The following is a 14,765-nucleotide window of genomic DNA, read 5'->3' as shown; positions in this document are numbered from 1 at the left end:
ATGGGGCAGAGACGACGGATGAGAATTCCTCCCGCCGTGCTGGCCGTGACGGTCCTCGTGGCGTGCGTGGCGGGCTGCGCGTCCTCGGACGATCGGCCCGCGCGGCAGGCGGCACGCGGCTTCTACGAGGCCCTCCAGGCGCGCGACGCCGAGCGGGCCTGCGCCCTGCTGGCCCCCGAGGCGGCCGGGAGCCTCGCCACCGGCGGCCGGACGTGCGCCGCCTCCGTCGTCGAGCTCGACCTGCCCGGCGGTGAGGTGCTCGACGCCGAGGTCTGGGGGGACGAGGCCCGGGTCCGGCTGGCGCGCGACACGGTCTTCCTGCACCGCTTCCCCACCGGCTGGCTGGTCCGCGGTGCCGGGTGCGCGCCCCGCCGGGACCTGCCCTACGACTGCGAGGTGAGCACCTGACATGCGGATCCTGTTCGCGGCCACCGTCACGATCATCGTTGTCGGGCTGGTCTGCTTCTTCGCCATCGGCCTGCTGCGGCGCTAGGGGGCACGATGAGACGTTTCGTCAGGGACAACGCCCTCAGCCTGTTCTTCCTGGCCGCCTTCCTGCTGGCCCTGATCGGCCAGTCCTTCGCCGGGAACGCCGCCGTCAACGACGACCGGCTCGCCGAGGGGTCGGCGCCGCTGTCGTGGACGGAGTACGTCACCTCCTCCGACTTCGCGGTCGACGTCGCGGAGAACTGGCAGTCGGAGTACCTGCAGTTCCTGCTCTTCATCCTGGCGACCATCTGGCTGGTGCAGCGAGGGTCGCCCGAGTCGAAGAAACCGGGCCAGGAGGGCACCGAGAGCGACGCCGAGCAGGGGACCGGACGGCACGCGACCGCCGACAGCCCGGCCTGGGCCGGCGCGGGCGGGCTGCGCCAGGCCCTGTACGGACGCTCTCTCGGCCTGGTCATGGGGACGATCTTCGTGCTCTCCTGGCTGGCCCAGTCGGTGGCGGGCACGGCGGCCTACAACACCCGCAGACTCGCCCGGCTGGAGGACCCGGTGAGCTGGGGGGAGTACGCGCTCTCGGCCGACTTCTGGGACCGCACCCTGCAGAACTGGCAGTCGGAGTTCCTGGCGGTGCTGTCGATGGTGGTGCTCTCGGTCTACCTGCGCCAGCGTGGATCACCGGAGTCCAAGCCGGTCGGCGCCCCGCACCGGGCGACCGGCGTGGAGGGGTGATCCGGGCGCCCTCCGCGCCCGGACGCGGCCGGTGCGACGGTCACGGGCCGCCGGTGGCGAGGGCTCAGCCGAGGGCGCCGACCTGGCCGTCGTCGGCGTCGGCCCGCCGGTCCTCCAGCGCCTCCCGGAGGGTGTCGCGGAGATCGAACACCGCGGTCAGGCCCGTGATCGTCAGGGTGCGGCGCAGTGACGGCGGCGGGGCGGCCAGCACGAGGCGCACCCGCCGTTCCCGGCAGCCCTTGGAGATCTCGATGAGGGTGCCGAGCCCCATCGAGTCGCAGAACGTCATCGGCTCCAGGTCGAGCGTCAGGCAGCCGTCCCTGAGGAAGTCCCAGAGGTGCTCGACCATGGTGGTGAGGGTCGGGGCACTGTTCCAGTCCAGCTCACCGCGGACGTGCACCACGGCGTAGGTGCCGGGTTCGCCCAGATCGACGGTGAAGGCCAGCTCGTCGGAGGGGTGCGTGGCCATCTTCTCCTGTGTCCTTCTCGCGGGTCCCGTCCTCCATTGTGCAGGCAGATCGGACGGACGTCGCGCTCACCCCCCGAAGCGGGCGCGACGAACCCTCGGATGGTGTGCTCGGGGCACTTCGGGCGTAGGCTCACTGGGCGTGGATCTCGACTTCGTCTGCACGCACGCCGGAAGGGCGGCCTCCGGGCTGACCCGGCGTGACGTCGCCCGCGCACTGCTCGCCGTACCGTCCGGGGTGGCGCTGGTGGCGCTGCCCGACCTGAGGCGGGCGCTGCTCGCGGCGGGCAACCCGCTCTCGGCCCCGTTCTGGGACTCGGCGAAGGCGACGCTCAGCGCGATCGAGTCCGGTAGCGCGACCGTGGGGGACGTGCAGCGCTGGATGGAGTCCACCGGCACCGAGCCGCTCCTGCTCACCCGGAGCTTCTTCGTCTGGCCCGAGGAGGACGAGCGCGGGCCGGTCGGCGAGGAGATGTTCCGCAGGCTGGTCGCCTACCTGGAGGAGCGGGTCGCCGAGGGCGAGATCGACCCGGACGCGCTCGCCCGGGGCGACGAACGGGCCAGGGAGGACTACGCGGACCTGCAGGAACGCTGGCTCACCGGCCCGCTGCCGGACGGGCGGGTCCCCGGCACGGCCGTCTCCGACGAGCAGGACGAGGAGCTCTTCGCCGCCTGGGACGAGGAGGAGGCGTTCGCCCTGGGCGAGCTGCGCCGCATCCTGGCCGAGCTGCCCGCCCCCCAGCGGCCCTCCAGGGACCTGCGGGTCGCCGCCACCCGGCTGCGCGAGATGCTCGGCAGGCCCGGCTATCCCGGCAACGTGCTGCGGGCCTGCGCGGGGTACGAGGCGGAGCCGCTGCCCGAGGACGACGAGGAGCTGTGGATGACCGTCACGGCGGGCATCGCGGGGCCGATCTCCGACCTGCCCGAGGAGGACGACCGGGTGGAGATCTTCTCCGACCTGGAGGGGGAGCTCGGCCCGGAGGACGCGGTGCTGGCCGCGCTCTGCGCGATCCACCACGCCGACTGGCTGGCCGTGGTCGCCGCCCTGGCCAGGCGCGGCCCCGGGGTGCTGGCCTCGCCGGAACGGATCGCCCGGCTCATCGCCGAGTCCGAGGACATCGACGTCGACATGGACGAGCCGGAGGATCTGGACGCGGCCGAGACGCTCTTCAGCTCGGTCACCCCGCTCTGGGCCTGCCTGGGGATCGTCGACCGGACCGAGGTGCTCACCCCGCTGGGCCACTGGGGCCTGCCCAGGGCGCTGGAGCGCGCCTGGTCCTCGACGGACGCCCTCGGCGACTGACGGGCCGTTCCGGCGGCCGGGCGGACGCCGTACGGCGGCTCAGGTCTCCTTGTCGAGGAGGTCGGCGTAGTCCTCAGCGACCAGGTCGCGGTAGGCGGGGTGGCGCCGGATGTAGCCGGCGATGAACGGGCAGAGCGGCACGACCGGGCGGCCGGAGTCCCGGCTCGCGTCGAGGGCCGCCGAGGCCAGCCGTCCGCCCAGGCCCCTGCCCTCGAACGCGGGCAGGATCTCGGTGTGGGTGAAGACGATCCTCCCGGCCCGCAGCCGGTACGCGGCGAACCCGGCGGCCACGCCGTCCAGCGTGATCTCGAAGCGGGAGGCTCCGGGGTCGTCGGAGACGGCGACGGCGGGGCCGGTCCCGTCCGTCGTGTCGTCGGCGTCGTCGGCCATGATCGTCCTAGGAGGTGTCGGTGTGGCGGGAGCCGGCCCTAGGGGGCGTCGGGCGGTGTCGCGGGGGGCACCACCGGGGGCGCCACGGGAGCCGTGGGCGTCGCGGGAGCCGTGGGCGTCGCGGGAGGCACCACCGGAGGCGCGGGAGCCGCGGGGGCGGCGGGGGCCGTCGGTCCCGACGACGCGGGTGCCGGGGGCGCGGCGCCGTCCCGCTGCCGCCTCAGCTCCGCCTCCGAGGGGACCTCGATCTTGGAGATCCGCCTCCTCATGGACTTGACGAGGAGGTAGAGGGCGAACCCCAGCCCCGCCACGACGAGGAAGCCCAGCAGGCCGGGACTGACGTCGGCCTCCGGGGGGGCGGTGTCGAATGCAATCACACCTCAAGTCTGCCACCGCCCCCTCGCGGTCACGTCAGCGGCAGGCGGGCGAGACCGCGTCGGCGTGGACGCCGGTGAACAGGTCGTTCTCGGGAAGCTCGACGTCCACGAGCGAGCGGGCCAGGTGGTAGTCCTCGGTCGGCCAGATCTCCCGCTGGAGGTCGCGCGGGCAGACGAACCAGAAACCGTCCGGGTCCACCTGGGTGGCGTGCGCGAGCAGCGCCTCGTCGCGGGCCTCGAAGTAGTCGCCGCAGGGCACGCGGGTGGTCACCGGCCACTTCTGCGGCCGGTCCTCCCAGCGGGCGATCCAGTCGGCGTACGGGGAGCCGATGCCCCGGGCGTTCATCGCCTCGTGCAGCGCCTCGAAGCGGTCCTTGGTGAAACCCATGTGGTAGTAGAGCTTCAGGGGCTGCCAGGGCTCGCCGGTGCCGGGGTAGCGGTCGGGGTCGGCGGCCGCCTCGAAGGCCTCCACCGAGACGCGGTTGGTCATGATGTGGTCGGGGTGCGGGTAGCCGCCGTCGTCGTCGTAGGTGAGGATCACGTGCGGCCTGAACTCCCGGACGGCCGCCACCAGCGGCTGCGCGGCGACCTCGATCGGCTGCACGGCGAAGCAGCCCTCGGGCAGGGCCTCGTTCTCGTCCTCGGGCAGGCCGGAGTCGACGAATCCCATGAAGCGCTGGCGCACGCCGAGGATCTCGCGGGCGCGCTCCATCTCCAGCCGCCGGACCTCGGCGATGTTCTCCAGGACGTCGGGGCGGTCCATCTTGGGGTTCAGGATCGACCCGCGCTCGCCTCCGGTGAGCGTACAGACCAGCACGTCCACGCCCTCGGCCACGTAGCGCGCCATGGTGGCGGCGCCCTTGCTCGACTCGTCGTCGGGATGCGCGTGAACGGCCATCAGCCTGAGTGGTGCACTCACGGTGCTCGGTGTCTCCTCTGTGTCGGTCACGCTCTTCGAGTCCCTCGGGCCGCCGCGCGGGCCGGACGGCCGCTCCGGCCGTGCCCCCCGCGCCGCTCCGGCGCCTCGTCCCGCGTGCCCTCGGCTTACGTCACTCCGAAGAAAGGTTAGTTTCTCTTGGGCGGTCGCGAGGGCGACACCCTCGAGAGGGACAATCGTCTCGGATAACACCGAGGTAGTGCAGGGAGATTCCGCCATGGCCACCAGAGAAGCCGAGAACGGCCGTCAGGACCGTCCCGTCCTCGGCACCCCGGGCGACTTTCCCGACCGTCCGGAACGCCGGGGGCGCCTGGTCGTGCACGTGGTGATCGCGATCCTCTGCGCGGTCTGCGCCGGCGGGTGGGGCTACGTGATGTGGTCGGCCAAGGGCAACACGGAAGTCTACGAGCAGGTCATCACGTTCGACGTCAGTCGCGGCGATTCCGTGCGGGTCACCTTCGAGGCGTACAAGCCGGCGGACCGCTCGGCGCTCTGCCGGCTGCGGGCCACCGATGTCGACCATGCCGAGGTGGGCAACAAGGAGGTCGCTATCCCCCCTGGTGAGGAGCATGTCCGGCTTACCGAACGGCTAGAGACCAGTGCCCAGGCCACTTCGGTCGAAGTCCAGTACTGCTATCTCGTATAGTGAGACATTTGGGGAGGCGGTCGGGGGCTTAAGTTGTTAGCCTTTCGAGATTCGCCCGTCCGCAACTCCCCCGAAGCACCATGCCCCCTAGAGGAAGCAAGGAGAACCCGTGGCCGACTCCCACAACGAGAGCGTCACCTGGCTCACTCAGGAGGCGTACGACCGCCTGAAGGCTGAGTTTGAGCACCTCTCGGGGCCCGGGCGCGTCGACATCGCCAAGAAGATCGAGGCCGCCCGCGAAGAGGGGGATCTGAAGGAGAACGGCGGCTACCACGCGGCCAAGGACGAGCAGGGCAAGATGGAGGCCCGGATCTTCCATCTCCGCCAGATCCTGGACAGTGCCAGGGTCGGCGAGGCGCCCCGCACCGAGGGCGTGGTCGGTCCCGGCATGACGGTCACCGTCCGTTTCGAGGGTGACGACGAGGAGGTGGCCTTCCTGCTGGCCTCCCGGGAGGAGAGCGGCGCCCCGATCGACGTCTACTCGCCCAAGTCGCCCCTCGGCGCGGCGATCAACGGCAAGAAGATCGGCGAGAAGGCGACCTACACGATGCCCAACGGCCGTTCCAACACGGTGGAGATCCTCGAGGCGGTGCCGTACATCGGCAACTGACCACCGCCTCCGTCGTTCCACGGATCCGCCGGGACCTCCGTCCCGGCGGATCGTCGTGTCCGGCGTGAACAGTTTTTGCGCGGTTCGCGTGCATTGTGGTGCGCTGTGAGGCACCCTCGTAGGGCTGGGTCATCGGGGAAGGGGATATGTCGTGTTCTATCGGCGGCCACGTGTCACCGATCTGATCCGGGAGGCCCGTCGTGATCTCGCCTACCGTCCCCGTCTCGGTCCCGCGTCCCGGCACCCGTACCACCGTCACCACCGTGCCGTCCGCCTGCGGCGGCTCTTCTTCGTCGTCGCGGTCCTGACCGTCAGCGTGCCCGCCGCGGGCCTGGCGGTCCTCACGCAGATGCCGCAGGCCGACCCCGGGACGGCGGTCGTGCGCAGGTCCGTGGCCACCGCGCCCGCCGCGGCGGCCGAGCCCGTCCCCACCGCGTCCGCGGTGCCCACGGCGCCCGCGACACCCTCGTCGGTGCCGTCCTCGGCGCCGTCCCCGGTGGCACCGCTGACCTCGATGCGGCAGCCGCACCTGTTCGTCGTCGCGCCGCGCCCGCTCGGCGCCAGGGTGATCGCCAGGGTCGGCCGGCTGGCCGGGGTGCGCGCGGTGGAGCGCGCCGACGCCGCCGAGGTGCTCCTGGACGGCAAGCGGGTGCAGACGCTCGGCGTGAACCCCTCGACGTTCCGGGCCTACACCCCCGGGCCGACCGCGCGCTCGGACCGGCTCTGGCGCAACGTCTCGGCCGGTGAGGTCGCCGTCTCCTTCGTCCTGGGCAGCGACGGGGGCATGCCGCTGGGCAAGACTCTCACCACCGCCGGGCGCAACCTGCGCGTCGGCGCCTACGCCACCATGGGCATGGGCGCCATCGACGCGGTGGTCTCCCGCCAGACCGCCCGGGCGCTGGGCATCCCGCAGAACAACGCGCTGGTGGTGAGCGCCCCCCGGGCGGACTCCGCGAAGCTGCGCCGGGCCCTGCTGGAGGTCCTGCCCCCCGGCGGGCAGGTCGTCGTGATCAACCCGGTGCTGACGGCGCCGCGCCGCACGACCTGGGCGGCGGGGTCGTTCATGACCACCTCCCAGCTCACCACCGCGCTCACCGCCGCCGCCGGCAAGGTCGGCCGTCCGTACGTGTGGGGGGCCGAGGGGCCCGACAGCTTCGACTGCTCGGGCCTGGTCCAGTGGGCGTACGCCCAGGCGGGCGTCAAGGTCCCCCGGGTGACGCACCAGCAGTTCGTCTCGGGCCCGCAGATCCCGCTCGCCCAGGCCCAGCCCGGCGACCTGCTGTTCTGGCGGCACGACCCCACCAACCCCGGCTACGTCTCGCACGTGGCGATCTACTGGGGCGGGGGGAAGATGCTGCACGCCCCCAGGACCGGGGACGTGGTCAAGCTCGTCCCGGTCACCACCCGCAACTTCGCCGGAGTGGTACGGATCAGCCCCCAGGTCGCCGCCCGCGTCCGCTGACCGCCCGTCGCGTTCCCGTCGCGTTGGGTGCTGGCCGAGCCGGTTATTGCGATGTAATCTCGATTACATGGAAAACAACGAAGCGGTCGAGACGGTGCGCGGCTGGTTCTCGGGACGGCTGCCCGGTGAGTGGTTCGAGGGCGACCCGGAGATCGTCGTGGACCGGGAGGAGATCACGGTGATCGGCGGGCTCCGGCCCCCGGCGTTCGGTGAGGGCGTCTCGGAGGTCGAGCGCGCCGCCGCCGTGGAGGGCGGGGTCCTGCGTTTCCGCGAGGAGACCAGGGAACGGCGGATGGAGATCGCCCACGAGGCCGAGCGCCGCTTCCGCAGGAAGGTCTCCTGGGGCGTCGCCGTGGGGGAGGAGAAAGTGATGTTCACCACACTCTCGGTGCCCGTCATGACCAGGCTCAGGCAGTCCGAACGCCGGGTCCTCGACACCCTCGTCGCGGCCGGGGTGGCGCGCAGCCGCAGCGAGGCGCTCGCCTGGTGCGTACGCCTGGTGGGCGACCACACCGACACCTGGCTGGCCGATCTCAGGGACGCGCTGCGGCACGTCGACCGCGTCCGCGCGGCCGGGCCCGGCGCGAATTCCTGACCCTGGTCAGCGGAAATGGCCGAGAAATTGGTCTGAACCTTCCGGTCCATTGGTTTAGACCTTTCTCATTGGCCTATACCACTGGCGGGAAGGCTTTTTTTAGTCGCACTTCTTCTGGGTAAAGCCTTTGAAACCAGGCGCCTCCTACCAGGTCACACCCTGTCGGCGATGATCGGTAGAGAGCCCAGGGGCGTCCTTCCGCGCGAATTCAATGGTCTATGCCAATTGGATCGAACGCGGGTGTGTCGTCAATGATGCTTTGGCCGCGAGAAGTGCAAAGGAGCCCACGTAGTGTCCGTTACCGCAGATGTGACCGCCGCCCCGACCGGCCATGCCGAGCTGGCCGCATGGGTCAGGGAGATCGCCGAACTGACACAGCCGGACAGGATCGAGTGGTGCGACGGCTCCGAGGCCGAATGGACGCGCCTCACCAACCTGCTCGTGGAGCAGGGCACCTTCAAACGCCTGGCCAGGCGGCAGAACAGCTTCTACGCCGCCTCCGACCCGAGCGACGTCGCCCGGGTCGAGGACCGCACCTACATCTGCTCCGAGCGCGAGGAGGACGCCGGGCCGACCAACAACTGGATCGCCCCGGACCAGATGCGCCGGACCTTCGGTGAGATCTTCAAGGGCAGCATGCGCGGCCGGACCATGTACGTGGTGCCGTTCTGCATGGGCCCCCTGGGCGGGGAGATCTCCCAGCTCGGCGTGGAGATCACCGACTCCCCGTACGTGGTCGTCTCGATGAGGGTGATGACCCGGATGGGCGAGGACGCGCTGCGCCTCATCGAGGAGCGCGGCGCCTACGTCAAGGCCGTCCACTCGGTCGGCGCCCCGCTGGAGCCCGGACAGCCGGACGTGCCCTGGCCGTGCAACCCCACCAAGTACATCAGCCACTTCCCCGAGACCAGGGAGATCTGGTCCTACGGCTCGGGCTACGGCGGCAACGCCCTGCTCGGGAAGAAGTGCTACGCGCTGCGGATCGCCAGCACGATGGCCCGCGACGAGGGCTGGCTGGCCGAGCACATGCTCATCCTCAAGCTCACCCCGCCCTCGGGGGAGACGCGCTACATCGCCGCCGCGTTCCCCAGCGCCTGCGGCAAGACCAACCTGGCGATGCTCCAGCCGACCCTGCCGGGGTGGAAGGTCGAGACCATCGGCGACGACATCGCCTGGATGCGCTTCGACGACGGGGGACGGCTGCGGGCCATCAACCCCGAGGCGGGGTTCTTCGGCGTCGCCCCCGGCACCGGCGAGTCCACCAACGCCAACGCGATCAGGACGCTGTGGGGCAACAGCATCTTCACCAACGTCGCCCTCACCGACGACGGCGACGTGTGGTGGGAGGGCCTCACCGACGAGCCCCCGGCGCACCTGACCGACTGGCGGGGCCGGGACTGGACGCCGGACTCCGCCGAGCCCGCCGCGCACCCCAACGCCCGCTTCACGGTCCCGGCGGCGCAGTGCCCGACGATCGCGCCCGAGTGGCAGGACCCGGCGGGCGTGCCGATCTCCGCGATCCTGTTCGGCGGCCGCAGGGCCAGCGCGGTGCCGCTGGTGACGGAGGCGCTGAGCTGGCAGCACGGCGTCTTCATCGGCGCCGGGATCGCCTCGGAGAAGACCGCCGCCGCCGAGGGCAAGGTGGGCGAGCTGCGCCGCGACCCGTTCGCGATGCTGCCCTTCTGCGGCTACAACATGGGCGACTACTTCGCGCACTGGCTCAGGATGGGCCGCCGCGAGAACGCCGACCTGCCGCGCGTCTACTACGTGAACTGGTTCCGCAAGGACGAGCGGGGCAGGTTCGTCTGGCCCGGCTTCGGCGAGAACACCCGCGTGCTCAAGTGGATCGTCGACCGCCTCAACGGCCGGGCGGAGGCGGTGAGCACCCCCATCGGCCTGCTCCCCGCCGGGCTCGACACCGAGGGCATGGACATCTCCGCCGAGGACATGCGGATGCTGCTCAGCGTCGACGAGGAGGTCTGGAGGCAGGAGGCCGCGCTCATCCCCGCCTTCTTCGAGACCTTCGGCGACCGCATGCCCAAGGAACTCTGGGAGGAGTACGAGGCGCTCCTGGCCCGTCTCGGCTGACGCCGCCGCTCCCGTCGAGTCGCCGCCCGCGTCCGGCCCGCGTTCCCGCGGACCGGACGCGGGCGGCGGCGTACCGGGAGGACGCTCCGGGGACAGCACCGGGAACGCGGCGGACGTCGGCGGCCGGCCCGGGGGCGAAGGGCCGGGGGCGGCCGGGACGGCGGGAAAGGGCCGGTCACGGGCCTCTACCTCCCGGTGAGCGACGTATCACCGGCCCGCCGTCGAGGGGCGGCGAAACTTCTGCCAGGCTGTGCGCGTCTACCTGTACATCCGGGACGTCAACCAGCGCCCCACCTTCCCCCCGAGGAGGCGGACATGTCCCTTTTGTTCGTCGTCGCCGTCGCCATCGCCCTGGTCGTCATCCTGACGGCCTCCGCACTCCGCCGTGAACAGCGCCGGGTCCGCTCGGTGATGGCGGGCAACAGTGCGGGGCCGCCCACCCCGTACGAGCTCGCCTACCTCTCCGGTGGGCCGCGACGAGTGATCAACACCGCGCTCGGCCTGCTGGCCAAGGCCGGACCGATCCGGATCTCGCGCGGCGGCCTGGTGAGCCTGGTCGCCGGCGCCCCGCCCTCTCCCGACCCGGTCGAGCACGCCGTCATGGAGACGCTCCACCAGCGCGGCGGCTCCGCCCCCGTGGGCGACCTGCGCCGTGCGGTGGCCGAGGGGAAGGCCATGGAGGGCCTGCGCTACCGGCTGCTCGGCCTGGGCCTGCTCGTCCCCGACAGCGCGCTCGACCACGCGCGGACCCTGCTGAACCGGCTCCTGATCGCCTCCGTCGCCGCGGCCGTCTTCACCGTGGGCTGCCTGATCGCCGGCCCCGGTCTGCGGGGCCTGCCCACCGTGCTGATCGGCCTGCTCGCGACGATCGGCGGCCTGTCCTCCTACTCGCGGCAGAGGCGGATGCTGCGCGACACGCTGAGCCGCAGCGGTCGCGACGTGCTGGCGGCGGCCTACAGGAGCCACGCGCGGGGGGCCCGGCCCGCCACGGCCGACCTGGCCTTCGCCGTCGGCATCCCGGTGGCCCTGTACGGGCTGGGCGAGCTCGGCGAGCCGGGCCTGCAGGAGGAGCTCCAGCGGCCCGACTCGAGCGGCTCGTCGGGCGCCTGCGGCGGCGGCTCCCCCGGCGCGTGGGACGTCAACTACGGCGGCGGGGGCGGAGACATGGGCTCCGGCGGCTGGGGCGACTCCGGCGGATCCTCCGGCTCCTCCGGTGACTCGGGAGGCTCCTCCGGCTCCAGCTGCGGCGGGGGAGGCGGCTGCGGAGGCGGTGGTTGCGGTGGCGGCTGAGCACGCGGCGCTGGGCGTGGGCATCGGCTGGCGCCCCGAGATCGACCTGACCGTCGAGCGGCTGCCCGGGATCGACTTCGTCGAGGTGGTCGCCGAGAACATCGACCCGGCCCGGCTTCCGGAGTCGCTGCGGGTGCTGCGGGCCCGCGGGGTGCCGGTGATCCCGCACGGCGTCGGCCTGGGCGTCGGCGGCGCCGAGCCCCCCGACCCGCGCCGGCTGGCCCACCTGGCGGACTGCGCGCGGGCGCTGGAGGCGCCGCTGGTCAGCGAGCACCTCGCCTTCGTACGGGCGGGGGGCATGGAGGCCGGGCACCTGCTCCCGGTCCCGCGCACCCGCCAGGCGCTCTCCGTCGTCGCCGACAACGTCCGGCGGGCGCAGGACGCGCTCCCCGTCCCGCTGGCCCTGGAGAACGTCGCGGCGCTGTTCGGCTGGCCCGAGGACGAGATGACCGAGGCCGCCTTCCTCGGCGAGCTGGTGGAGACGACCGGCGTCGGGCTCCTGGTCGACGTGGCGAACCTCTACACCAACCAGGTCAACCTCGGCCTGTCGGCCACCGCCGCGCTGGACGGCCTGCCGCTCGCCGAACTGGCCTACGTGCACGTCGCGGGCGGGCACTCGCGCGACGGGCTCTGGCACGACACCCACACCGCCCACGTCCCCGACGAGGTGCTGGGGATCCTCGCCGAGCTGTGCGCGCGGGTCGACCCGCCCGGCGTGCTGCTCGAATGGGACGACGACTACCCCAGTGACGGCGCGCTGGAGGGGGAACTCTCCCGGATCCGCGGGGCGATGGCCCGTGCCTGAGGACGCGTTCCCGTCCGCCGCGCCCGTGTCCGGCGATGTGCGCTCACCCGGTGACGGGTTCCCGTCCCGGGACCCGTCCACGCCCGGTGCGGACACGGCCGGTGCGGACACGCCCGGTGCGGACACACCTGGCGCGGACACGGCCGGTGCGGACACGGCCGGTGCCGCCCGGGAGGCGCTGGCCGGGGCGCAGACGGTTCTGGTCGCGGCCCTGGTGGCCGGCGGGCGGGCGCCGTCGGGGTTCGACCGGGAACGGCTGCGGGTCCAGGAGGCCAGCCTGATCGCCAAGCGGCGCAGGACGGTGGCCAGGCTCCGTCCCGACCTGGTCACGGCGCTCGGTGACGCCTTCGCCGCGGAGTTCCACGCCTACGCGCGGGGCCGCCCCAAGCCGCCGGGCGGCTCGCACGCCGACGCCCACGACTTCGCCGCCCGCCTGCGCGCCGCGGGACGGCTGCCCGAGCCGGTCGTCCGGGAGCCGGTCGCCCGGGAGCCGGTCGTCCGGGGACCCGCGGCCGGGTCCCGGCTGTGGTCGATCCTCACCCGCCGGGGCGGGGGCTCCTGACCTGGCCCCCGCGCACCGGGTCCCGGCTCGCGGATCGGGTGACGTACGGGCTCGCCGGGTTCCGGTCCGCAGGTTTCCAGGGTCGCCGGGACCGGAACCGGAGCCGTGAAACTCGGGCCCTTCACCGTTCGTCGTAACGGGTAGGGAGAACCTCACGCAGCGGTACCGTCCCGGAGGTGGTCATGTCCGCTCTTCAGATCGTCGTCGTCGTGGGCGTCTCGCTGCTGGCGGTGGCCGGGCTGATCGCGATGCGCCTGGCCGCGCGCTCCCCCCGCGTCTACGAGGGCCCGGAGCTGACCGTGTACGACCTGGCGCTGCTGGCGGGCGGGCCCGAGCGGCTGGCCGACACCGCGCTGGCCGCGCTCACCACCGGAGGGGATGTCCGGGTGCGACGCGACGGGCACCTGTCCCGGGTGTCCGGCCGGGTGGAGCGGGCGGACCGCCACCCGGTGCAGGCCGAGATCCTCGCGATGGTCGAGGGGGAGGGCGGCGACCTCCCGGTCTGGGTGCTCAAGGGGAGGGTGACCTCGGGGCCGGCCGTCGCGGCCCAGGTCGCGCGGCTGCGCCGGATCGGGCTGATCGACGCCCCGGGCTCGGGCCGGGCCGATCCCACCCACCCCAACCGCGCCGGCAAGGCCGCGCTCGCGCACCACCACCTGCGGTATCTCGAGAACAGGACGCTGCCGCCCCGGCCCGGCGAGCGGGTCGTCCAGGAACCGCCGGACGTCGTCGACGTCGCGCTGCACGGCCTGAGCCGGATGAAGGACGAGGAGCTGTTGGAGGCCCTGTCCCTGAACGGCCCCCGGCCCTCCCTCCCGTCCCGCCCCATGCCCCGCCCCGCGCCCCGGCCCACGTCCCGGCCCGCGCCTCGCTCCCGCCACAGCCGCCGCGGGGGTTACGGCGGGGGCGACGGTGGCTGGGGCGCGTACGGCGGTGACGGCGGTGACGGGGGCGGCGGGAGCGGCGGGAGCGGTGGGAGCGGTGGGGGAGACGGCGGAGGCGGTGGCGGAGGTGGGGGCGGCGGGGGCTGCGGCGGCCCCTGAGAAGGCACCGAGAAGGCACCGAGAAGTCACCGAAGGGGCACTAAGAGGCACCGAGGGGGGCCGCCGGGCCGGTGCCCGCTCGACCCGGCCCGGCGGCCGGTCCCCCGCCCCTGAGCGTGCCCCCGTGGCCTCCGGCCCGCTCGCGCGGGGCGACGGCCGTGGTCCCCGCGCGACCTGTCCGGCGGGCGCGCGGTCGGTTAGGTTGGGCCGGTACCTGATCGGGCGCCTGCGCGGGAGTGGCCTTGGTGAAGATCGTCGACCATGGGGCGTGGCCGCTGCGGCCCGAGGACGAGGGGACGCACCCGCCCGGTGTCGAGCCGCTGTGGAGCGAGTCGCTCTACCTCGACTTCGCGACCGCCGACGGCTCGCTCGCCGGCTACGTCCGGCTGGGCCTGTACCCGAACTGGAAGCGCGCCTGGTACTGGGCGTGCCTGGTCGGCCCCGGCCGGCCCACGGTGCTGCTGGCCGACCACCACGTCCCGCTCCCGGGCCCGGACCTGGCGGTGCGGGGCGCCGGGTTCTCCGCGACCCACGACGTGACGGACCCCATGCGCTCCTTCCGGTTGACCCTGGACGCCGGGGCGGCGGCCGTGCTGGACGATCCCGCCCTGGCGTACGCGTACCCGGACGGCACCGTCACGAGCGGCCCCGCGACCGGCGGCACCCCCACCGAGGGCGCCCTCACGGACGGCGCCCCGGGAGGCGGCGCCACGACCTCGCTCGCGTTCGACCTGGAGTGGACGACCGTCGGCGGGGTCTACCCCTACGGCTTCATCCCGCGCTACGAGATCCCCTGCGGGGTCACGGGGACGATCAGGACCGGCGGCGAGGAGATCGCCTTCTCCGGGCACGGCGAGCGCGACCACAGCTGGGGGGAGCGCGACTGGTGGGGGCCGTCCTGGCTGTGGAGCTCGGGGCGGCTGGACGACGGGACGTTCTTCCACGGCATGCGGGCCAACCTCGGCTTCGAGATGTCCTGGCCGTGCTTCACGGTCCCGCCGGGCGGGGAGATCGA

The 14,765-nt window shown here is 73.0% G+C and carries 17 protein-coding genes; 13 read left to right on the top strand and 4 right to left on the bottom strand.

Going from position 1 to position 14,765, the window contains the following annotated elements; all coding sequences use genetic code 11:
• Nucleotides 1-18 precede the first annotated feature (18 nt).
• Entirely contained in the window at nt 19-408 is a 390-nt protein-coding gene (locus tag AB0G16_RS21315; protein ID WP_362807371.1) for a hypothetical protein, read from the top strand.
• Between the two features lie 93 nt (nt 409-501).
• Entirely contained in the window at nt 502-1,176 is a 675-nt protein-coding gene (locus AB0G16_RS21310) for a DUF6766 family protein (protein ID WP_362807368.1), read from the top strand.
• Nucleotides 1,177-1,240: 64 nt separating this feature from the next.
• Here AB0G16_RS21310 and AB0G16_RS21305 read toward each other — a convergent pair whose 3' ends face one another.
• The gene (locus tag AB0G16_RS21305) at nt 1,241-1,645 is read right to left on the bottom strand and encodes an STAS domain-containing protein (RefSeq protein WP_362807364.1); all 405 of its coding nucleotides are present in this window, start codon (nt 1,643-1,645) and stop codon (nt 1,241-1,243) included.
• 139 nt (nt 1,646-1,784) lie between these two features.
• Between AB0G16_RS21305 and AB0G16_RS21300 the strand changes: the two genes are divergently transcribed.
• Entirely contained in the window at nt 1,785-2,945 is a 1,161-nt protein-coding gene (locus AB0G16_RS21300; RefSeq protein WP_362807361.1) for a hypothetical protein, read from the top strand.
• 39 nt (nt 2,946-2,984) lie between these two features.
• Here AB0G16_RS21300 and AB0G16_RS21295 read toward each other — a convergent pair whose 3' ends face one another.
• The 3 genes from AB0G16_RS21295 to mca are packed head-to-tail and all read right to left on the bottom strand — an operon-like array spanning nt 2,985 to nt 4,631.
• A complete protein-coding gene (locus AB0G16_RS21295; RefSeq protein WP_362807358.1) occupies nt 2,985-3,335 on the bottom strand; it encodes a GNAT family N-acetyltransferase in 351 nt (116 codons plus the stop codon).
• A gap of 38 nt (nt 3,336-3,373) precedes the next feature.
• Nucleotides 3,374-3,712 carry a hypothetical protein gene (locus tag AB0G16_RS21290; protein WP_362807355.1) on the bottom strand — a complete coding sequence of 113 codons (339 nt, stop codon included), beginning with the start codon at nt 3,710-3,712 and terminating at the stop codon, nt 3,374-3,376.
• Between the two features lie 34 nt (nt 3,713-3,746).
• The gene (gene mca, locus AB0G16_RS21285) at nt 3,747-4,631 is read right to left on the bottom strand and encodes a mycothiol conjugate amidase Mca (RefSeq protein ID WP_362807352.1); all 885 of its coding nucleotides are present in this window, start codon (nt 4,629-4,631) and stop codon (nt 3,747-3,749) included.
• Between the two features lie 235 nt (nt 4,632-4,866).
• Here mca and AB0G16_RS21280 point away from each other — a divergent pair, with 235 nt between their 5' ends.
• From AB0G16_RS21280 to AB0G16_RS21235, 10 genes are all read left to right on the top strand, one after another.
• Nucleotides 4,867-5,295: a DUF4307 domain-containing protein gene (locus AB0G16_RS21280; RefSeq protein WP_362807350.1), complete on the top strand. Its 429-nt coding sequence runs from the start codon at nt 4,867-4,869 to the stop codon at nt 5,293-5,295.
• Between the two features lie 109 nt (nt 5,296-5,404).
• On the top strand, nt 5,405-5,905 hold the full coding sequence (gene greA, locus AB0G16_RS21275) for a transcription elongation factor GreA (RefSeq protein ID WP_362807347.1): 501 nt from the start codon (nt 5,405-5,407) through the stop codon (nt 5,903-5,905).
• A gap of 151 nt (nt 5,906-6,056) precedes the next feature.
• Complete coding sequence (locus tag AB0G16_RS21270; RefSeq protein ID WP_362807344.1) at nt 6,057-7,367, top strand: C40 family peptidase; 1,311 nt, start codon at nt 6,057-6,059, stop codon at nt 7,365-7,367.
• Between the two features lie 67 nt (nt 7,368-7,434).
• Nucleotides 7,435-7,962: a hypothetical protein gene (locus tag AB0G16_RS21265; protein ID WP_362807341.1), complete on the top strand. Its 528-nt coding sequence runs from the start codon at nt 7,435-7,437 to the stop codon at nt 7,960-7,962.
• Nucleotides 7,963-8,253: 291 nt separating this feature from the next.
• On the top strand, nt 8,254-10,050 hold the full coding sequence (locus tag AB0G16_RS21260; RefSeq protein ID WP_362807339.1) for a phosphoenolpyruvate carboxykinase (GTP): 1,797 nt from the start codon (nt 8,254-8,256) through the stop codon (nt 10,048-10,050).
• A gap of 315 nt (nt 10,051-10,365) precedes the next feature.
• Nucleotides 10,366-11,340 (top strand): TIGR04222 domain-containing membrane protein, encoded by a 975-nt coding sequence (locus AB0G16_RS21255; protein WP_362807336.1) that lies wholly within the window; start codon nt 10,366-10,368, stop codon nt 11,338-11,340.
• Nucleotides 11,330-12,145 (top strand): DUF692 domain-containing protein, encoded by an 816-nt coding sequence (locus AB0G16_RS21250; protein WP_362807333.1) that lies wholly within the window; start codon nt 11,330-11,332, stop codon nt 12,143-12,145. The genes AB0G16_RS21255 and AB0G16_RS21250 overlap by 11 nt, the downstream gene beginning before the upstream one ends.
• Nucleotides 12,138-12,707, top strand: a complete 570-nt coding sequence (locus AB0G16_RS21245) for a hypothetical protein (RefSeq protein WP_362807330.1) — start codon at nt 12,138-12,140, stop codon at nt 12,705-12,707. Before AB0G16_RS21250 ends, AB0G16_RS21245 begins: the two co-directional genes overlap by 8 nt.
• Before the next feature lie 182 nt (nt 12,708-12,889).
• Complete coding sequence (locus tag AB0G16_RS21240) at nt 12,890-13,750, top strand: TIGR04222 domain-containing membrane protein (protein WP_362807327.1); 861 nt, start codon at nt 12,890-12,892, stop codon at nt 13,748-13,750.
• A gap of 245 nt (nt 13,751-13,995) precedes the next feature.
• Nucleotides 13,996-14,765 (top strand): hypothetical protein (locus AB0G16_RS21235; RefSeq protein WP_362807324.1); only part of this gene is annotated, 770 nt, incomplete at its 3' end.

The sequence above is a fragment of the Streptosporangium sp. NPDC023615 genome, from assembly GCF_040640155.1.
In the GTDB taxonomy this organism is placed as follows: Bacteria; Actinomycetota; Actinomycetes; order Streptosporangiales; family Streptosporangiaceae; genus Streptosporangium.
This window is presented reverse-complemented; position numbering and strand designations above follow the sequence as displayed.